17 protein-coding genes are annotated in these 21,762 nt (G+C 41.0%); all 17 read right to left on the minus strand.

Features of this window, described 5'->3' with window-relative positions; all coding sequences use genetic code 11:
• Window positions 1–117: 117 nt before the first annotated feature.
• A complete protein-coding gene (locus DB520_RS10405; RefSeq protein ID WP_114749657.1) occupies window positions 118–585 on the minus strand; it encodes a nucleotidyltransferase in 468 nt (155 codons plus the stop codon).
• Window positions 569–814 (minus strand): hypothetical protein, encoded by a 246-nt coding sequence (locus DB520_RS10410; protein ID WP_114749658.1) that lies wholly within the window; start codon window positions 812–814, stop codon window positions 569–571. Before DB520_RS10410 ends, DB520_RS10405 begins: the two co-directional genes overlap by 17 nt.
• Window positions 815–897: 83 nt before the next feature.
• On the minus strand, window positions 898–1,455 hold the full coding sequence (locus DB520_RS10415) for a Uma2 family endonuclease (RefSeq protein WP_114749659.1): 558 nt from the start codon (window positions 1,453–1,455) through the stop codon (window positions 898–900).
• Window positions 1,456–1,657: 202 nt separating this feature from the next.
• Window positions 1,658–2,752, minus strand: a complete 1,095-nt coding sequence (locus DB520_RS10420; protein ID WP_114749660.1) for a hypothetical protein — start codon at window positions 2,750–2,752, stop codon at window positions 1,658–1,660.
• 25 nt (window positions 2,753–2,777) lie between these two features.
• On the minus strand, window positions 2,778–4,157 hold the full coding sequence (locus tag DB520_RS10425) for an FAD-dependent oxidoreductase (protein WP_114749661.1): 1,380 nt from the start codon (window positions 4,155–4,157) through the stop codon (window positions 2,778–2,780).
• Window positions 4,158–4,519: 362 nt separating this feature from the next.
• Window positions 4,520–6,049 carry a sulfatase-like hydrolase/transferase gene (locus DB520_RS10430; RefSeq protein ID WP_198675289.1) on the minus strand — a complete coding sequence of 510 codons (1,530 nt, stop codon included), beginning with the start codon at window positions 6,047–6,049 and terminating at the stop codon, window positions 4,520–4,522.
• A 263-nt stretch (window positions 6,050–6,312) separates the two neighbouring features.
• Window positions 6,313–7,467 (minus strand): glycoside hydrolase family 43 protein, encoded by a 1,155-nt coding sequence (locus tag DB520_RS10435; RefSeq protein ID WP_232834911.1) that lies wholly within the window; start codon window positions 7,465–7,467, stop codon window positions 6,313–6,315.
• A gap of 343 nt (window positions 7,468–7,810) precedes the next feature.
• Window positions 7,811–9,262 (minus strand): sulfatase family protein, encoded by a 1,452-nt coding sequence (locus DB520_RS10440; RefSeq protein ID WP_114749663.1) that lies wholly within the window; start codon window positions 9,260–9,262, stop codon window positions 7,811–7,813.
• A gap of 36 nt (window positions 9,263–9,298) precedes the next feature.
• Entirely contained in the window at window positions 9,299–10,303 is a 1,005-nt protein-coding gene (locus DB520_RS10445; RefSeq protein ID WP_114749664.1) for an alpha-L-fucosidase, read from the minus strand.
• Between the two features lie 312 nt (window positions 10,304–10,615).
• Window positions 10,616–10,849, minus strand: a complete 234-nt coding sequence (locus DB520_RS10450; protein ID WP_198675290.1) for a hypothetical protein — start codon at window positions 10,847–10,849, stop codon at window positions 10,616–10,618.
• Window positions 10,850–10,933: 84 nt separating this feature from the next.
• Window positions 10,934–12,679 carry a RagB/SusD family nutrient uptake outer membrane protein gene (locus tag DB520_RS10455; protein ID WP_114749665.1) on the minus strand — a complete coding sequence of 582 codons (1,746 nt, stop codon included), beginning with the start codon at window positions 12,677–12,679 and terminating at the stop codon, window positions 10,934–10,936.
• Window positions 12,680–12,703: 24 nt separating this feature from the next.
• The gene (locus DB520_RS10460; protein ID WP_232834912.1) at window positions 12,704–16,162 is read right to left on the minus strand and encodes a SusC/RagA family TonB-linked outer membrane protein; all 3,459 of its coding nucleotides are present in this window, start codon (window positions 16,160–16,162) and stop codon (window positions 12,704–12,706) included.
• A gap of 133 nt (window positions 16,163–16,295) precedes the next feature.
• Entirely contained in the window at window positions 16,296–17,324 is a 1,029-nt protein-coding gene (locus DB520_RS10465) for a FecR family protein (RefSeq protein ID WP_198675291.1), read from the minus strand.
• A 257-nt stretch (window positions 17,325–17,581) separates the two neighbouring features.
• Window positions 17,582–18,196 carry an RNA polymerase sigma factor gene (locus DB520_RS10470; protein ID WP_114749667.1) on the minus strand — a complete coding sequence of 205 codons (615 nt, stop codon included), beginning with the start codon at window positions 18,194–18,196 and terminating at the stop codon, window positions 17,582–17,584.
• Between the two features lie 222 nt (window positions 18,197–18,418).
• Window positions 18,419–19,774, minus strand: coding sequence for a Gfo/Idh/MocA family protein (locus tag DB520_RS10475; RefSeq protein WP_114749668.1), 1,356 nt, complete (start codon window positions 19,772–19,774; stop codon window positions 18,419–18,421).
• Between the two features lie 140 nt (window positions 19,775–19,914).
• Window positions 19,915–21,417, minus strand: a complete 1,503-nt coding sequence (locus DB520_RS10480; protein WP_114749669.1) for a sulfatase family protein — start codon at window positions 21,415–21,417, stop codon at window positions 19,915–19,917.
• Between the two features lie 20 nt (window positions 21,418–21,437).
• Window positions 21,438–21,737: an alginate lyase family protein gene (locus DB520_RS10485; RefSeq protein ID WP_232834913.1), complete on the minus strand. Its 300-nt coding sequence runs from the start codon at window positions 21,735–21,737 to the stop codon at window positions 21,438–21,440.
• Window positions 21,738–21,762 lie beyond the last annotated feature (25 nt).

Consider the following 21,762-nt stretch of genomic DNA (forward strand, 5'->3'; position numbering starts at 1 on the left):
CCCCATACAAGATGAAAATCCTTCAATGCCGGAATTCTCATCAGCATTTTCAATATGGAAAAAGTTCCGGGTTCGCCTGTTGGTCTCTATATGATAAACCTTGATCCGTGATGGGGCTTATCTTCCCCTATTGATCTTAGAAAGGTTTTCTACATCATCAAGATCCCTTGGTCTGGCAGATGCCAATTTATTTGTTATCAAATCATTATAATGAATTACCTTTATTAAGATTCCTTCAATCACCCTTGCCTCTACTTTTGAATAGGCTTCTTCAAACTTTACCCCTGCAATTCTGTTTGTAAGTTCAATATGACCTGGTTCATTTCTCGACCCCAAGCTAAACATGGTTATTTCTTCAATATCTATCTTTTTATAGTCGGAAGTATCATAACCAAATTCTTCTATGGCTGCAATTAATTTTTCCTTATTCGAATTACTTGAGCCAATCCATATATCAATATCACCGGTTCCCCTGCTATAACCATAAAAATTGACTGCTACAACGCCTATCAAAAGGTATTCTACCTCAAATTTATTAAGCAGTATGATGAATTTCTGATGATCCTTGTCAAATAGATCGGCCATTTTTATCTATCCGTCTGTAAAAATCATTTACACTTTCATCAGGAAATGCTACAAATAGCTCTGTTTTTTTTGAAATTTTTCCATAGCTTTCACCGTATAATTTTTTATTTATCCTGTACATTTCATTTAACCTTTTCGTGGCATTCCACCGAATGGAAAATGATTGGCCATGTAACCTTTGTTCTTCAAAACTAGAATGAAAAACTATCTTTTTTAATTTCTTTTCCATAAATGTACCAAAGAGGATAAATAAATATAAAGGTATAATTTGGAATTTCTCCGTTATTTTAAAGTAGTAATTTTCTTTTTCCCTTAATCCAAAATAAGCAACTCTTTTACGGAGAGCATTTTGCCCATCAGTGAGATCTCATCCCAAGGCCGGAAAATCCGGGTTTCTGTATAGGCATCGTCCTGGGGTTTGGAAAAGACTTCAATTTGATTGGTGTCCAGATCAATGATCCAATATTCCCGTATGCCATGTGTAGCGTATAGCGGGGCTTTCACTTCCCTGTCAAACCTGATGGAAGAACCTGCCACTTCAAAAATGGCTAGCACATCGGCCGGTACCGGATGTGCCGAAGCGTAATCATCGGCTTTGTATTTCAACAGGGAAATATCCGGCTCAGGTTCATTGTTCATATCAAATCTGATGGGGTTTTTAACTCTAATATTTATTTGGTTCGGGAATAATTGATTTAATTTTCTGGCTAATCTATCAACTATCGCTGCATGCCTGCTTCCTATCGGGCTCATTTGAAAAATTTCTCCATTAATAAGTTCTACATGGTCATCCGGTTTTAGAATCCCTACTTCGGCCATTTTATAATATTCATCCACATTGATCAAGCGTTTCACTACTTCAGTTACCATGGTATTCAACGTTTTCCGTTATTAAAGATAGCCAATTATACGGCTGAACACAAAAATTCAAATCTTAATTCGGTCACCAATTTGGTTATTCACTACTCACACATCTTCTTTTAATATAATTCGCCCTGCCCTTTAAAACAGTAGCAATTTGAATTACTATTTATGCAAAAATTCACCCCCATAGGCGTTAGGGATTGCTAATTTAATCAAAGCTATCGGAATTCTTCTTCAGGAACTGTAACACCTGATTATCAACATATTTGTTTTCATGGGGTATTATCCGGCTTAGTTCCCCCAGTAATTCTGCTTTCTTTACCCTATGATGCGAATAAAGTTTCAATAGCCTTACCAGCTGTGCACCAGTCAAATCCTTTAGGATAGAAATCGAATGATCCACAACTGCTGGACTTAAATGAGAGGCATCGGCTAATTTATCAAAAATCAGATTTTCTATGCTTTGGTCTACCTTTCCTACTAGATCAAAAAGCTTAAGTTGTAAATCCTCTGATTCCAGTTGATGGGATGAAAGTGATTTCAGTAACAAATAAGACTGAAAATATTCCTCTTCATGGAAGACGCCGATTAATGCTTCAATCACTGCATCATCCAATTCAGAAAGCAAAGAAACACGTTCCAATGCCCAGGTCCTATCACTTTGATCCGTACTTTGTAGAATCTTGCGAAACAAAAAGGGATCAAAGCTACTTTCTGTCAGCCTCATTACTTGTTCCCTGATGGGGCCATGGACCACATTCCATAGTTTATGGGTAGTGTAGGCAGCCCCTTCTACTACATATTCCAGCACATCCTTTGCCGTTGCCCCAGACACACCATCTACCGAGTGACTGACAGTATCCGGAATAGTTACTAACTCTTCAAACTCAAAATTACCCAATGGCAAGAATGGGTCTGCCAGCAGATGATGTAATTCTTCGTATTCCTTTTCGGTAAACGGCGTATGGTCATATTTACTCAGAAATTCTCCATCCAACAGCTCAAAACCCAAGTACCTGCCCGTAATATTCCAGTATATCACAATATCCAAAGGTCGACACTTGTTATCAAAACAAATTCCTGTCTGAAGTTCAATAAAATAACGCAGCGGGGTACCACTGGATGTCCTTCTCAGGAAAATCTCATGACTTTCTTGTGAATCATCAATGGATACGGTAATTATATCCATGGAATCCCCAATAGGTATGGTAGAAGATTGAAAGTATCGGATGTCATCCCCATTCTCAAAGCAAAACAGGATCAATATAATCCCAATCCATAAGCCCTTGATCGAATTGATCATTTATCTGTTATTTTCCATTAATGACTCAGGCTTCCGGTACGATCCCACCGTGTTCTTTAAGCATATTTTTCAACTCACCGATAGGAACGTCAGCCGGGGTGACGCTATGTTTAATAGCCAAAACAGCAGCCGCTGCCGCTGCTTGTCCCATTCCCATGCAGGATGCCTGAACCCTTAGTGCAGAATTGGCCAGTCGATCACTACTCAGGCAACGCCCAGCAACCAAAAAATTCTGGCTGTTTTTAGGTATCAAGGCCCTAAGGGGTATCGTTGCAACAATGTCTTCCTTTAGAAATTCCTGGTAGATGGATTGCCCGTCTCTATGCAAATCAATAGGGTAAAAGGAATAGGACAATGAATCGTCAAATACTTTTCCGGAAACGTAATCTTCATGTGTGATTTTATAGAGGCCGTCAATCCTGAAGGTCTCCCGAACGACTGTTTCGGGCTGGGCACTCACTAATTTTAATTTTTCACAACCCGGGAACGTCCTTAGTTTTCTAATAAGATTCAATAGAGAAGCTCTCCCCTCTATATTAGCTTTTGTGTGCAACTCCGCTGTTGATGAGTCAGCACCATGCACATAAACGTAATTATAGGGAACGGTAGGGGGGAAATTGTTAACGGATGATTCCACCTTAACGTCCTCATTGATGAGCATATTTTGCCTGAGCCTGGCATGGTATTCCTTTGGGATTTTAGAAAGGTCCAGGGATTCAAAATCATACCCCCCAATCCTGAAGATAAAGGATCCCGGTTGTGTATCTGCCTCTCTCAAAAGGGGAAAGCCTGCTATGGATGCGGCTGCGGCATTCCCGGAACAGTCAATGATCTGATCACAAATAATTTCATTGGCAATCCCTTTCCCCACTGTTTTTACTTTCCACTTCCCCTTAATAAAGTTGATTTCCGTTGGGGTTTCATAAAAATGAATATCCACACCGGCCTCCACACACTTTTCCTCTGCCAGCATGGCATAAAGTGACCCATTTACGGTTACCTGATGCCTCCAGTGGCGAACTGATTTATTATCGGGTATAATGGAGAAGTTTGGCAATATATCATCGTTTAGATTTACCGCATCCATCACCAATTCCCAGCCTATTCCTCCGATAATCTGTTTCCCCCAAGCATGGAAAATTCCGGGGAAAGAAACGCCCCCCGTGGTTGTGGTCCCTCCCAGTTGGCTGCCACTTTCGATGAGGACCGTTTTGGTTCCTGCCCGGCCGGCTTGAATGGCAGCCACAACACCGGCTGTCCCCCCTCCCACAACCAAAATCTCGGTTTCTATTTTCCGCTTTTGCACTTTATAGGGAGCCGCTAGGACCTCCCCTTTTGAAAGATGGGGGGTAGCAAACCCTAGGGAAAGCGCCCCCATTTTGGTGATCATTTCTCTTCTTTTCATTTTCTATTGGGTTTGAACTACCTAGAGAGACCTGGCAGGTTTTGAAAACCTGCCAGGTCTCTAATATAACTAATAACCGGGATCTGGATCTGTAGCAGGATCAATACGGAGAGATACTTTGGGATAAATTTTGATTTAAACCCCAATTTAAACATTCATATTGTAAAAAAAGCTGTTGACTGAAATTCTCCCTTTTGGGAATACCCGGACCGCTGATCAATAATGGAGGTAATGAATAAAGCGGACCAACTTTGCCTGCCTTCGTATTTTGTTTCGATCATATTACCTAAGGGTATTTGGGGCAGACTTTAAATATTTTTAACATGCTTTTTTATTATTGAAATCAATAAAACATATTTTAATCAATAACCTGGATTTTGAGTCAAATCTGTTGTTGGAAATTCTGATTTTTCGGTATTTTCATAAATTTTCCAAAACTCCATGCCCTGATTACTGGCAAAAGCCGAAGTGGAATTGCCGTCATTTTGCCTTAGGCTTTCTGATTTCAGCATAGTCCTCAAATTTTCTAATACCTTTGTATATTCAGGGTTTGCCGCTAAGTTATTGAGTTCTTCCCTGTCCTTGGAAAGGTCAAACAACTGGGTAAAACGCTTACCCTCCACGGCATATTCAATCAATTTATAGTCATTTTTCCGGAGGGATCTTTGCCAAGACATGAAGGCAAAGTATAAATATGCTCTATGCATCTTACCTTTATCCTTTATACTTGGAATCAAACTTTTAAACTGCACTTCATCCGGAACCCGGATACCTGCAAGATCGCATAATGTGGGGTACACATCATAAATATAACAAAGCTGATCTCTTGTTTCACCTTTAGAAATCCCTGGCCCTGAGATAACAAATGGAACACGAATTGAATGTTCATACACATTTTGTTTACCCATTAAACCATGTTTCCCCACAGCCAATCCATTATCAGAAGCGAAAACGATAATGGTGTTTTCATACTTTCCTGATTTTTCAAGAGCATCCAATATACGGCCTATCTGCCTATCATCATGTGAGACCATGGCGTAATAATCAGCAATGTGCCGTTTAATTTCCTGAGCTTGTCGGGGGAATCCTGCAAGGTTCTCATCCCTAATTCTAAGCATCCCATTGTCGAAAGGATGCTCAGGCAAGAAAGAGGCCGGCAACTCCATTTCCTCCGGTTCATACCTATCAAGGAACTCCTCAGGAGCCTGTCTTGGATCATGAGGTGTCTGGAAAGCCACATAAGCAAAAAAGGGCTGTTCGCTTTCCCTTTGATTTTCAAGAAAACGAATTGCCGCATTTGCGTATAGCTCAGCAGAATGAACCCCTGTATGGATTTCCTCCTTATCGGGTGAATAATCTCCCTCCGGTGAGAATGGGCACAAGGGCAACTCGTATTGAGAACCTGTCATCCCCCGAAATAATATTTTATCCCCTTGGCTGAAAGAACGTGCAAAATGTCCTTTACGTCCCGGCTCATTTTTACCGGTGGCAAATGTGATATATCCATTTTCCCGAAAAACCTGTGGAAGTGTCCTGTACTTTTTAGATATTTCAAATCCATACATTCCCTGGTTTTCCAAGTTCCACAGCGTTAGTCCACTAAACAACATTGCCCTGGAAGGAGAACATATTGCTGGGGAGCTTCCTCCCATAATGTAAGCATTTGAAAAACTAATACCACCTTTTACCAATTTATCCATATTGGGCGTAGATACATCCTCGTTTCCCAATATATTTACGGATGAATAACTTTGATCATCAGTGAAAATAAATAAAATGTTTGGTTTTTGTAATTCCTCCAAAGGTTGGTCAATCCCACTAATGCCAGGATAAACCAATAAAAACAAAGCAACTACTACCGAACAAAAACCTAAAATAAAGTACTTTTTCATATAATTATAGTTGTTTTTTAAAAGGTCATAACCTGTCCCGACCCTCGGGAACTTGCCCCGCAACGCAGGTCGGGGTGCCATGCCTGTCGGCAGACAGGGAATCCCTGCCTGTGCCCGGCAGGCAGGTCGCAAATGAATCGCAATGTTTTACTACAATGTTAGTACGAGCGTCATTTATTTCTGATATACAGGGAAAAAATGCTGTTGATAACAGCAAAAGAAAGATTATAATATTAAGTTGTATCATTTTATATGTTTAAACATTATTCTTCTTCAAAAACACTTAAATCCCATTTCTGTTTCCATTGCAAACGAACTTTGTCACCTTTAAAATAGATAGGCAACCATATATATCGACCATCAATGGGATTTTCAGGTACCCACCGGTCAGCCATGAATATGAAAGCATCTTGTTTCCCTTGAACGGGAATATTAAAGGTGCCTTGCGAATTAAAAGTGGTTAAAGAATCCGGACCAATGCTTGGGTTTCCTAACTCCTTCCATGGATCAAATATGTTATCCGAAACAGCTGATCGGGCAGCATTTGGAGCCCAGCCCGTACAATCCGAGGCAATGAAATAATATTTCCCTTTACTGGTCTTAAGGATAGTTGGTGCTTCCATGTATCTGTGGATAAAAAATCTGGCGTATCTTCCTGAATGGGTAAGATAATCATCACTTAATTCGGCTATATGTAAAGTGCTATTTTCTTCAGAAGAATATAAATGGTAGGCTTTTCCGTCATCATCAACAAACAAATTCATATCTCTGGCCATTTGTCCATGCTCAAAATCCCGGCCTAAAATATTCAACGAATCTACATGACCGGGAAGACAATCCGGACCTCCGCAGTAATTGGTTTTTATGGTATCCGAAACAGGAAGTTTATGAAATTCCTGAACGTTAATAGGCCAGACACCTTTGTTTGGTCTCATCGATTTAACGTATACAAAAGGCCCTGTTGGATTATCGGCTACTGCTACACCAGATCTTGCAGCGTTATACTTCTGTCCTTTTAATTCCAGGTGAAACCACATTACAAACTTTTTAGTTTTTTTATTGTAGATTACTTTAGGCCTTTCCAAAATGCAACCCATTGCAATATCTGAGTTAGCATCTAAACTATCTACCGATAAAGCGATTCCTTCATCCTTCCAGTTATATAAATCTTTAGATGAATAAACATGAACCCCTACTTGTGCCGTATTTCCAATACGCCCTTCAACCATATGTTGACCGTACCAAAAGTAGGTTTGATTATAAAACAAGATCCCTCCTCCATGGGCATTTATATGAACACCATTATCATCTTTCCATTCTTGTCCTGGATAAAAAGCATCATAAGCTTCCTTTTGGTTATTACAAGAAAAAAATAGAGCCAACCCCAAAATAAAAATTATCATTCGTATCATTTTCATGTGTTTATATTTTCTTTTCATCGGTCATAACCTGTCCCGACCCTCGGGAACTTGCCCCGCAACGCAGGTCGGGGTGGAATCTCGCATGATTGATAATCATCCCTCCGTTTGTCGCCTGCGTCATGCCCTGACTTCCGTCAGGACAGGCTCGATTTCATATGTTTAAGCATTTCTATTTTGCATTAATCGTAAACAGGATTTCTGTATCACCTTTTATCAATTCTCCATAGTATAGTCACTTGTCAATTTCTTTAATATTAAATTGAATTATACAACGCAGTTGGATTTTACCAGACCTTATAATTGTTCATTCAAAAACTCATGTTATTTAAAAATTACTAGTCTATTCACCTCCTCTACTCCATATATGACTTCCCTCTAATAGATTGTTATACTCCACTTTCAAAAGGTATTTCATTTCCTCAAGTTCCTCCGGATATTTTTCAGCAACATCTTCTGCTTCCTTAATATCTTCGTTCATATTATACAATTCAAAATCAACCAAATGGGCCTGCTTTACCAATGCTTCATTTCCTTCATACAAGTTATGTGTCAATGGGAGGTAGGTAGAATCGGTTTTCAGGCGGGCGAGAATTTTCCATTCATCTGTTCGCATGGAGACTATGTGTTGATTTATCGCATCATAAAAAGCCCATATGAGGGGTTTGTGCCTCTCCATCTTTCCGGTTTCAATTACTGGAATCATAGACTGCCCGTCCAGCGCTTTTTCAGGCAGTTTTGCTCCGGAAACCTCTGCTAAAGTGGGCATGAAATCCAACAGCGAGACAACAGCATCCGAAGTTCCGTTATAGGTCTCTTTTCCTAACCAGGATATAATACCCGGGACCCGGATTCCTCCTTCAGTTGTCCACAATTTCATTCCTTTTAACGGCCCCGGCGAACCATAGGCCCTTATTGCAGCTTTAAAGCGGTGTAAAGTTTCTTGTCCGTTATCTGAAGTGAAAACAACAAGTGTGTTTTCACCATAATGCTCCTTCAGGTATTCCACCAAACGCCCAACAGCATCGTCTATATTAGCCACATTCGCAAAATATTGTGCCTGATCTTCATTTATCGATTTTGGCAAATAGTCTTCCACCAAAAACTGCGGGGATTCTATAGGCCCATGGGGTTCGTGAATACAAATCTGCAGATAAAATGGATTTTCGGATTCCCTGTTTTGTAACCAATTCAAGGCTTCGTCAACAACAATCTGGCAACTAAAACCTTTCAATTCCCCTACTTCTTCGCCATTGCGCACAAAATTAGTTGGGTTTTCATGGCTTGGCCTTGCGACGTTCTGCGTAGCAAACCAGTGGTCGAAACCAAAATATCCGGGTGTTGGCTGTGCCTCGCTGTTAAACTTTGAATTAAGATGCCATTTTCCCGATAAAAAGGTGGAATACCCTACCTCCTTTAGCATGGCAGGAATCGTTTTTTCGTCTGCCTGTAAATGTACCAGGTCAAGACAGTCTTCCACTTTTCCGTTCGCTGGTCGTATATAATCATAGATCCCTGCTCGATTAGGACTTCTACCTGTGAGCATACCTGCACGCGCCGGAGAACAAACCGGAGCTGCAGAATAGAAGCTGGTAAATTTAATCCCATCTTCAGCCAATTTATCCAAATTAGGCGTTTGAATGATCGGATGCCCATAAGCGGATAAATCACCATATCCTAAATCACCACATAGGATTACCACAATATTGGGTTGGGTTTCTTTAACTTCTGATTTACAAGAGAAAAATAAACTTGTAAATAGAAAAAGAAAAATTATGATTTTAAACTGTTGCATTCTATTTGTTTTTGTTAGTGTCCTATATTTAGGCCACTATTTTTTCTTGGTACCCAACGCATCACCAATCTTTCCCAACTGTTTCATAAAATCGTCGGAAATGGTTCCATTACGCAAAGGAGGAACATCCCAGGTTACTGCACCGCCTTTTTCATTAACATCCAGGCTATACTTAATAACTTGTTCAGCGGTAAACCGGGGGTCGCCTTCTCCCCAGGTTTTGCCTAAATAACTTAAAATTTGGATTTGATTTCCATCAATCATTCCATCTTCATTGTACTTCCAACGAATGCCACTTGGGTCATTAATTTCGCCTGCTGTATAGTCCTCATAAGGTGTCAAAGACATGACTCTGGGAAAAACACCCGGGTTAAAGGCAACACTACTGTTTGGATTACCGGCACGGGCGGCGGCGGCCATGGAAGCAAAATTTGGAATATCCGGGTGTCTGAAATGTGAATTGGGTGTATAACAACCATCTATCCACCATCCAGAGACCTTATCGCCCCAACGCGTGGAAAATTCCCTGATAACTTCCTGCCAACGCAGATACATTTCTGCCTTTCTTGGATCGTCACTATCGTACGCAAATGCTTTTACTTCTTCCGGATTAAAACGAAACTTAGAAGATACGTAGGTAATTAGCTTAATTCCGTATTGATCCAGAGCTTGATGTAAATCAACTATTAGATCGCGGTTACTACTAATACTGGGCGCTTGCCCCATATAATGCTCATACATTGAATTGGGTGCCATAAAAAATCCTCCTACATGTCGAATTGTGATGATGAGGTATCCGGCACCTACATCCGACAATTGCTTTGCAAGCTCTTCACAATCAAAATTATCTATAAGATGATTCCATTTATCAATGTTGATTGAGTCCGCATCTAATTTATTTTCCGATGCTAAGATTGCGGCACTGTAATGTAACATAACGCCCCATTTTGCATCTTTCATCCATGATGCCCTGTTTTGCGCATTTACTGACAGGGTTATTGAACTAATTAATAATATTGTAATAATTATTGCTTTTCTCATCTCAATTATATTTTATAAATAATAATTTGTTCTTAACAGATGGTTTACCTGAATAAATCAATAACCCGGATTTTGCGGATATCCTGGCGAACCTTGGTGATAGAAGGCCAACCGACATTATTAAAAACCATGTTGGCTTCTACCTGAAGAATCCTTAATTTGTCTAATTCATTCATTTACAGAATCAATGAGCGCTCCTATATTTGACAGTTCCAATAAAATTGAGGCCTAGAGGAACAACCTTATCTATTTGGAACTCATCCTTCAAATACTACTACTTTGTAAGGTTAGCTTATGGGTCTGATACTGTGGTCAAACATATTTTGCTTGCCCATCAGCCCATGGTATCCCACGGCCAGGCCATGGTTGAAAGTGAAAATAATAGGTGTTGTCCCTTTTCCCCGTTGCCCCCAGGCTATCCAAAATTTTACCGATCTGTGCATCCATATGGCTGATGATGGCATAGTACTCCTGGATGTTTTTCCGTACCTCATAGGCCGTTCTTGGAAAGGGATCCAAGGCCTCATCCCTTTTTGGTTGACTCATAAAGTTCGAATTTAAGGGATGGCTAAGTTGGTAGTTTATTAGCCATCCCTTGTTAATATAAATAAAAATTTTAATCACGATGCCCTAAAACCCCGGATTTTGGACCAAATTAGGATTCTCAGCCAAACGATTCAAACCAAAAGGCAGGTAATACCTTCTCGGTTCAAATACCCTTTCTAGGTTTTCGGCATTATTTAGGGTAATGGCATACTTATCTTCATCCAAATGGTAACTGTACACCATGCCGGCAGTCCTCACTGAAAGCACCTCGTGGGCAATTCTCCATCTCACCAGATCATAGTACCTATGGTCTTCAAAACAAAGCTCTACCTGCCTTTCATTTCTAATTTTTTCTTCATCAAGTTGAGTATGAAGCGGCATTCCGACCCTTTCTCTTATTTGGTTGATGGCATCCAATGATTCTCCAGCCCTGTTTAAATAATAGGCCGCCTCAGCGTAGTTCAACAATGTCTCCGCATAACGAAATATTACGTAATCCTGACCTGAATTGGCTGCCTGAGGCAAGGTATTGGAATCATCCACTCTTTTTCTCAATTGAAAACCGGACCTTATCCTGTTTCTCTGGGGGGCAGCTCCTGGAAAGATTTCTCCGTTTAGAGTTTGGAAATTTTGGGCTTCCTGAGTTGAAACCCTCCTTTCTCCATTTTCAAAATATACCGTATTGGAATGAAAGAAAACCTTTCTCCCTTGAAATTCGGTTTCAGGATAAAATACAGATGCCCTAAATCTAGGATCCCTATTGCCAAAGAAATCATCAATATCCCATAGGTTTTGGTTGGTAAATTGAGACCGTTCAATTTTCCCTGACCTACCATCTGTGAAGTCAAATAGTTCTACAAAATCGTACATCACCGTCCAATTGGAATTCCAAGTCGCATTGAATCCAGCTGGAAAAGCCATGAAATCCCAATCATGCCCTTTGATAAACGGTTCAAAAATTTCCGCAAAAATAATTTCATCATTACCTTCGTCAAGAAAAATGTTTCTATAGTTCTGAACCCTATCGGGGTTTTGGTCATAAAGCTGGAATAAACCTGAATCTATTATTTCTTTCGATGCATTATAGGACCGCTCAAAAAACTCATTTTGGCGGCTGGATGGTATTCCAACTACCCCATCTAGCTCCACACTTCCATTTCTGGCAATACTTGCGGCATAGAGCATGGCCCTACTTTGCAGCATCAATACTGCATACCTATCTGCACGACCGTTGGCACCTGTTTTATTTTCGGAATAATCGTTTAGGATATCTTCAAGTTCATTGAAAATATAATCATAAACATCTTCTTCCTTGTCCCTGGAAACCCTCAAATTTTCAATGGGTTCATTGATATCCTGCACACGCAGGACCAATGGAACTCCACCAAAAGTTTTCACCATTTCAAAATAGGCAAAGGCCCTGAGAAATCTGACTTCTGCTTTTTTCATGGTGATGTATTCTTGAGAAAATGTAGTACTGGATTCAATTTCCTCCAAAAGAAAATTCATGTCCCGAATTGGCGTATACAACCATCTATCCAGGTTTCCTGGACCGGTTTCTGCAATATATTGCCTTGTAGCTACACCGTTTGCCGGCTGCCAATTGCCAAAACCAGTGTATTCTGCACCAGCTGCACCTCTGATACCCATAAAAACATCTGTACTCGTTTGGAAATTGAGCCGCTCATATAAATCCGCAATATACGCTTCGGTTAGGTTTTGATCCTCAAAAACCAAGTTCTCTGAAATAAAATCAGGTTGCTTATCTAAATTGTCAAAACAACTGGAGGCTATCAATATAAATATTAGAATATATATGTACTTTTTCATGTTGTTTTTTTTCAGTGTTGTAATTTAAATACCTAACATGATACCTAGCGTATAGGATCTTAGCAGAGGAAGTCCGAAACCTCCTACGTTTGAGGATTGCTCAGGATCAAGAATACCATTGAATATCCCTAATCTGGAAAATGTCATCAGGTTCTCACCTGCCACATAAAACCGGATACTTCGGGTCCAAACTTTTTGGGCAACAACCTGGGGTACATTATAAGATAGTTGCGCTGTTCTTAGTCTCAAATAAGTTCCGTCCTTTAACCAAAAGTCAGAATTCACATCGTTCCAAGGTCTTCGGCCATCATAATCAAAGGCTGGAAGTTGTGCATTTGGATTATTGCCTACCCCAGGATTGTTGGGGTCCTGGGTCCAACTGTATTTAGTATGGATGGCCATAGGTACAATTTCATTGTCGAAAGGACTTCTATACATTCCAGTCACATTGATGTTGAATCGGCTTGCTCCCTGCCAAACAGTAGTCAAAGCGAAATTATTATAGTTTAAATTTAAGTTGAGCCCAAAGTTGATTTCGGGAAACCCACTATAACCGATCTGCTGTAAATCAAACCTGTCAATTACGCCATCAGGTACGCCATCTGGACCACTTACGTCCAAATACCTGATATCCCCGACTCTAGGAGTACCGTTAATGGTGACCACATCGTGATTGGCTATCCAGGTTTCCACTTCTTCCTGAGAGTTGAAGATGCCATCGGTACGGTAGCCAAACCAACGATTGACCCATTGATTGGAATTTCTGTCTATCCTTACCTGATTGGGGTCGTCAAAGTCTATATTTTCCTGGAATTTTTCATATCGCTGTCTGGCATAGGTAAAGTTTCCACTCACATCCAATTTTACCTTACCTATATTAGTTTGATAACCGACCAAAAACTCAAACCCTCTATCACTTCTTGAATCGAGGTTGAATAAAGGAAGATTGGCCCCGAAGGTGGATGGCAGTCCTTCTAAAGGCTGTCGTAACAACCCGTCCCTATACCTGTAGAAAACATCCACATTACCGTACAATTTACCTTGAAACAAACCAAAATCCATACCTGCATTATACATAGTGGTTTCTTCCCAAGTAATAAATGGATTGGCCAGGCCTGTGGTTCTAATTTGAGTAGTTGGATTTGCACGATCCAGGTAGTAAACCTGAGCCAATTCAGAAAATCCGCTTAAATACTGAAAAGCGGTATTTCCGACATTGGCATCTATACCCGTCTGTGTGTAGCTAAGCCTTATTTTCATTTCATCAACGGTGTTGCTGTTCCTTAGAAATTCTTCATTGTGAATTTTCCATCCCGCAGAAACTGAGGGGAAAAATCCCCACCTTACTTCCGGGTCAAATTTCGAACTACCGTCTGCCCTAAAGGTACCCTCTAAAAGAAACCTGTTGTCAAACTCATAATTCAGTCGGCCTGCATAACTCGACCTACCATAACCAACCATAACACCAGTTCCACCTGTTGTGGTAAGTGCATCATCCCCCGCAGACAATTGAGGGATACTGGGAGACAACAGGTTCCTTCTCAACGCAGAGGTGATATTTATTACATTATCTTCCATTTCATAAAAAACCAATCCGCCTACCTTATGCTTTTCAAATTGTCTTTGGTAATCCATAAAAAAGCGGGAAAGTACCCTTCTATTTGGGTCATTCTCATTTCCTCCAATTCTTTTTGAAAATTGATTAACGGACCTATTCCCTCGTAAAATATATTCTTCATTGATTGGGTTATATTCAAACACTTCAAATGGTTTGGCTAAAGTTTCATTGTAAATATTTCTCATCCTTACATTGAATCTAAAACCCATATTCAGCCCCTCTATATTTGGGACATCGTAATCGAGTTGAAGTGCTGCCGCTATCGTTTCCAACTTGGTGTAATTGAATCCTGAAAAATCCTTTCTTGTACCACCTACAGGGTTTCTTTCTGTAAATCCAGAATATGGAACCCTGGATGGATCAGGTAATTCTGTGGGAAAAAACGGTTCTGCAGTCTGGAGGTTTCTCCAGATTGTAGCTGGATCAAATTCGGCATAATCCCTTTCTTCTTCTATGTAAGAGGTCATTAAAGACAAATTAATCCGTTTCCCTATTTTAGCGTCTAGGTTATTTGTAATGTTTATTTTTCTATAATCATAATCTCCATCAAAAAGGCCGTTTTGTGTCAAATATCCAACCGAGGAGTAAAATCTCACGTTTTCATTTCCTCCACTGGCATTGATGTTATTCGAATTAATCCGGCCACCACCGTCCCTAAGCAATGCACTTATCCAGTCATGGCTTTGCAGCTCTCCACTTTGGTATTGGTAAAGTCTTTCCTCTGTAAATTCTCCATAATTAATGTCCTGCCCAGGATTGTTAGGGTCATATTGTCCGTTGAGATGACCTGCTCTAGCCATTTGGATATATCCCGCAGCATCAGCATGCCGAGGAAATAAGGTTGGGTTTTGGACCCCAGCATAGGAATGAACGTTTAATTGTACCGCTCCCTCTTTTCCTTTTTTGGTGGTGATCAAAATCACCCCATTACCAGCTCTTGCTCCATAGATAGCTGCTGAGGCATCCTTCAATACGGAAATAGATTCGATATCATTTGGATCAATTCTGTCCAAAAATGATTCAACACCGTCAACAATCACCAGTGCGTTGCCGAACCCCCTGATCCTTAAATCAGCATTATCGTTACCTGGTAGTCCCGGTGTTTGCATGGATAAAACTCCAGGCACACGCCCTGCAAATAGGTTCTTCACATTGGTGACAGGAACAGTAACCACATCCTCAGTTTTCAGCGTAGCGATTGAACCTGTAATATCTGACCGCTGTTGCGTACCATAACCGATTACTACCACCTCATCCAACGACGACTGATCTTCCTTCAACACCACATTAATGGTGGATAGATTTGATACCGTAACCCGCTGGGCCGTATAGCCAATGAAAGAAATCCGCAATACAGCACCCTCCTCTGCCTCTAAAGAATACCTGCCATCGATATCTGTTACAGTCCCTAAGTTGGTTCCCTCAATTATTACCGTTACCCCCGGCATAGGCTCCCCATTCTCATCCGTTACCGTCCCTGTGATTTCAATATTGGTGTCTACCACTTCAATGACTTCATCGGTATAGGTGACCGGTTTACTTACTGTAATGTTGTTGTTGACTTGCTTGAACTTGAGCTTGTTTTCCCTGGCAATGGCTACCAGTATATCCTCTACGGATAAGGTCTGCCTTTCCAGATTGAATTTCTGACTTAGAAAGGCATCTTTTTTGTCATACACGAACGTGAAAGGTGATTTTCGCTCAAGGACTCTGAAGGTTTCAATTAGGGTCTTGTCCTGAATCTCTACCTGAATCACCACATCCTGTATGCTTTTTACACGCTGTGCATGGGTTTCCGTTGCCCACAGCATATTGATAAACAGCAACTGGAAAACAAAGCCAATAAAGGTATAGGTTACCCCCATAAGTATTGGTTTAAGTACTCTTTTTTTTCATAATTTTAAAGGTTTATTGTTTTAACACGCAATACAACTGATCACCACCGTATTGATTGGCAGATCAATACGGTGTTTTTTTGTTTTATATAGGCAGTGAATTTTAGTTAAACATAATGGTCAATTCTTTATCCTTTAAGGAATACCTGAATCCCTTGTTGTAGGAAACGGCATCCATAACATTGGTCAGCAGCTCATTTTCGAAACTTGCACGGATATTCCACCCCTTTGGAGGAGTACCTTTTACTTGAACCTGTACGCCATACCAGCGTTTTATTTCCCTTACGAAATCCTCAAAGTTCCTCCCGTCAAAAACAAGGTTGCCGTTTTTCCATCCCGTGGTTTTGCGAAACAGTTCAGGATTGTCATGCTTGGAAAATTCATGGTAGTCATTTTTTTCTTTGGAATAGACAAGGCCAGTTCCTGGTTCAAGGATCAAATTGTCCTCCAGCTTGGAGTTGGAAACCTTTACCGAACCATCCACTAGGGTAACCTTCAGGTCTTTTTCGGCTTCAAAGGCACTGATGTTAAATGAAGTCCCTAAAACTGTAACCGTAAGCGACTCGAAGTCCACCACAAATGGCCTTAGGCTGTCTCTTACTACTTCGAAATAAGCCTCTCCCTCCAATTTGATAGCTCGGAGTGAATCGGAAAAATGCTCATGGTAACTGATTCGACTATCGGAATTCAACCATACTTTGGAGCCATCAGGAAGCTGTATCAAAGACTTCTGGCCAGTGGGGTTGGATTTAGTGAACAACCTTACCTCCGGTATTTCATCCTCACTAACCTCCTCCTCTTGGAAATAAAGGGAATAGATTGGGAATAGCATGATGGCTACCACTACAGCCATCCGAAACCAACTCCGGCGATATAGGGGAATGACGGGTATTTTCTTAGGTGAATGCTTGTCGGACAAAAAGGCTCTCCATATTTTCTTTTTATACTCCTCATGGCCAATAAGCTTTGAATCCTGAATACGTTCCTCCCAAATCCCTTTCAATTTTTGAAATTGGAATGCATTGTTTTTGGACTCATTGACCCAATAGTTCACAAACTCCCTTTCCTCTTCTGAGGCGGTTCCGTTCAAAACCTTTAATATCTTTCCGTCTATATCTCTAAATTCATCCATTAATTTTACAGACTTTACCCTTAAAGACATTGATTTTGGAAAAAACCCGTAACCGAGAATTAAATTTTACTGAAAAAAGTTAACCAATAATTTAAAATCCAGATTGGTTCATCGATGTATAAAAAACATAATTTGGAATAGTAGGGTCTTTAGGTTTCCATAAAGTATAAAAATGCTTAATTCATTAACAAGATGGAATATAACTTTGAAGAATGTTTTTGATTTAAATTTTTCAGCATTCAAAAATTGTAAGACATTTAAAGTAGAATGGATAAAAAACGTTGCCTGGAAAGAGGAATTACTCCTTTATTTTCATTGTAATAATGACTAAGGGCTTTCCTTAAATCCTTAATGGCCAATTTCAGGTGGACTTCAACGGTACGTTCAGAAATTTCAAGGATTTCTCCCACCTCTTTGTAAGACATATTTTCATCCTTAACCATTCTAAAAACCAACCCTCTTTTGGGAGGCAACCGTTCTATGACATGATTAAGTAATTTCCCCAAGTCATGGTTGATCATGTTTTTCTCCGGGTCATTATTGTCGGGGGAAAGATAATCCTGAACATCATCAATGAGTATATTACCAGCAAACTTACTCTTATTACTTTTAAGGTAGTTTAGGGCTTCATACTTCACCATCTTAAACAAATAACCCTCAAAATGCTGTATGCTAAGCAGTGTCTCACGCTTACGAAGCAAATTAAGGAACACCTCAGATACCACCTCCTCCGCTTGGTCAAACCGTGGTACAAAAAGCAGCGCCAGCTTGATCAATCGGGTATGGTAATGATCAAAAAAAGTGGAAAAGGCACGTTCGTCCTTCTTCTCCACTATTTTTTTAAGCAGTTCTCTAAGTTGAATTGGGTTCATTATACTCGTCAAATTATAGGAAAAAAACCCTAAATCCTAATGATCATCCTGAAAATGGTTTTGGTGTTAGTCATACATTTTGACCATTTCGACCCAAATTTTCGCTACTTTAACTAAAAATTGGGGTTCGAGTAAATTCATGCCTAAATCCAAAAAACTTGCCCATCTAATAAATACTTATCATTTGAGAGTTCATCTTTTCGACTAAATTTGGCCAAATCCCTACCCCCACCCTTCCCTATACGTCCTTTTCAAATACCCATCCGCTTCGGAATTATTTCTAAACCTCATCCTTTTTGCATCCCAATTCAGGATGGTGTTGGGCTGCCGGATGGCAACTGTTCCCAAAATCACTGTTTCTGACATAGGGCCGGAAACCTCAAAATGGCTTTCCACTCGCGTCCTATCAAGGCAGGCGTCCACGAAATGATGATAATGATCGCGCTCCTCTAGTTCAGGGGGAATTACTCCGGAGAACTGTTTTTCGGGCAACAACACCGGCATTTTCGTATGGGGGATCAACAGGGCACCCTTGGTACCTACCAACATGGCCGATTCAGCAGGGTAGTCCTCCACCGAATATAAGGCCCTCACCTCCTCAGGTGGATAAAATTCCCCGTCAAACCATTCCACTTTTAACTCTTTGGAGGCTGTCAAGCGGTTGCCCGGAAACACCCATGTAATATGGTTGCTTTGGGGCCAGGTGTCTTTTCTCCTTTCGGTAGATTGTTCCCATGATTCTTGAACTTTGGCATGTACGGATTTGGGGGATTTGAGGTCCAACCCCTTCCATACCGCATCCAGAATATGGCAGCCTATATCCCCGGACCAGCCAGTGCCGAAATCCTGCCAGGCCCTCCACTTGGCAGGATGGTAAATCTTCTCTGCATAGGGTCGCATAGGTGCTGTTCCTGTCCATAATTCCCAATCCAGGTGATCGGGTACAGGATCTCCCTCTTTAGGCCGGGGCCCTACAAACCTATAGGCCTCCGTAGCACCTGGCCTATTGGAACAAAGGTAAACATGCTCCACCTTTCCGATATGTCCCTCCTTGATCCATTGTACTGCTGTGCGGTCCCCTTTCCCGGAAGCATGCTGGGTACCCAATTGGGTGATCACCCCATTGGATTGGGCTAATTCAGTAAGTGACCTGATTTCAGCCACATCGTGGCACATTGGTTTTTGGCAATAAACATGTTTACCCGCATCCATTGACTGTTTTGCAATGACGTAGTGATTGTGGTCCGGCACACTTACATTGATGGAATCAAAGTTGCTCTTTTCATTCTTCAATAATTCCCTCCAATCTTTGTATTTTTTGGCCTGAGGAAGGGCCTCAGCAGCCCGGTTCAGGTGGTTTTCATCCACATCGCAGATGGCCACTATTTCCACATCGGAATGTGCCATAAAGCGCTGAAGATCATGCCAACCCATCCCTCCAACCCCCACACAGACATGTCTTAACTTTACCTGCTTTTTACCAAAAAAAGGGAGTTGCGAGATAAAAGGTGGGGTAAGAACAAATAGCAGGGAACGGTTTAAAAATTTCCTTCTGTTGATTTTTGAAAACTTCTTCATGTATAAGAAATATTGGGTTTATGCTACAATATAAGGAGTGCTTCCCAAAAAACAGTAGATTTCAGGAAAGCTTAAGGTCATTTTAGGCAAGGATAACAATGTGAACGGAATCCTGAGTTTTGAGGTCCATCCAATCCCCTTTATTTGTTGACACTTGCCAAATGGTCTTTCAATTCATTTTCTAGCATTTCCCCAATATCAGGAAAATCTGCAAATAAATCCTCGCTTTCTCCGGGATCTTTTTCCAAATCATAAAGTTCGTAAACTGGGTTCTCCTTATCGCCGTTTCCCACAATTTTCCACTTTCCTTTTCTCATTCCATATATCTCCCCACTTCCCCGGACAACGATGCTTTCCCTCTTGGTGTTTCCAGGTTCTTCGCCGAAAAATGAGCGTAGAAGATCATACCCGTCTTTAGCCATGCCATCAGGGATCTTTTGCCCTACCAAGGTGGCAAGAGTAGGTAAAATATCATTTAAGGCGATTAAATCAGGACTTTCAGCCCCCTTTGGGAAATGTCCTTCCCAACTGGCAATTAAGGGCGTCCTGACTCCTCCTTCATAGGCGGTCCATTTAGTCCCTCTTAATGGATAATTCGGTCGATGTGCGTCCGGGTCTATATTCTCCTTGAAATCATCCATGCTGTTTGATGCATTGCCCGGATCATCTTCTGGGCTTGTGGCTATAAACTGGGAACCATTATCACTTGCAAAAAGAATCAAAGTGTTTTCCCTTAATCCCAATTGATCAATTTCATCCAGCAATTTGCCAATATAATGATCCAGTTCATGAACATAATCGCCATAAGGACCTGCCTGCGTTTTGCCCAAAAACCCAGGTTCTACAGCAAGAGGAATATGGGGTACGTAAGGGGAAAAATAAAGAAAAAAGGGCCGGTTTTGATCTCCCTCGGTGTATTCCCGAAGATAGTTTACGCTTTTTTCAGTGAGATAAGGTAAATAATCCTCCAGTGGTATTTTTTCCAGGTTTTCTGTACCTGAGGCGGCTTCAATCGTATATAAATCGTGTAAAATAGCTCCCATTATGGTATTGTCCTTGAATATCCAGCACTCGCTGGCACAGCTAAAGCCCAACCAATGTTCAAAACCCCGATCCAGAGGACCATCACTTACGGGTTGGTTGAAGTCAATATTGGCACCATTGAGGTGGTCCCTGAATTCTCCATACCCTACAGGTTTTTCCCCGTCGGTGGTGGGGAAAGTGGTTCCCAGATGCCATTTACCGAACCCTACCGTTTGGTAACCGGCGTTGCTCAACATCTGGGGCAAAGTGAGTGTATCTTCATCAATCATGGAAGGTTCATAATTCCTCATTACCCCGGTTTTCCTCCAGCTTCTCCATGGATATTGTCCTGTCATCAGGGCATAACGGGTAGGGGAACAAACAGAAACTGGACAATAGGCATTGGTGAATTTTATGCCTTCACTGGCCAATTTATCCAAATGGGGAGTTGGGATTTTTGATGCAGGATTGTAATTACCCATATCCCCATACCCCATGTCATCGGCAAAAATAAAAAGTATATTAGGCAGGTCCTCCTTTCCCTTTTCTTGCTGAGGGGCAGCACATGAAAGGATAAAAAACAAAATAAGAACTTGGATGATTAGGGTTGCATATCGCATATGACTATAAGTTAATAGCTTTATTTCTGGGCATAAAGCAGGTGGGGGTTCATCATGGTTGCCGTATCCACAAACCAGGCATTCAAATGCTCCATTGTCTTATTTGAATAAACCAGATCTTCGGTAAGCAACCAGGCGGAGGTAAGTGTGGCAAAAATCTCGCTTAACCGTATTTCTGAATGTAAGGCCCTTCTGGGTTTTCCGGATCTGGCCACCAGTAATCTCCCTCGGAATAAAAGTCCTGCCTCCCCTCCGCACTCCTTCCTGAGTAGGCATCCGTAACTGTTACGGGATTGGATATTAAAAATGCTTTTGCACATGCTATTTCAGTTTCCTCAATTGCGT

Origin of the sequence: Pleomorphovibrio marinus (assembly GCF_003347495.1) — a bacterium.
Taxonomy (GTDB): Bacteria; Bacteroidota; Bacteroidia; order Cytophagales; family Cyclobacteriaceae; genus Pleomorphovibrio; species Pleomorphovibrio marinus.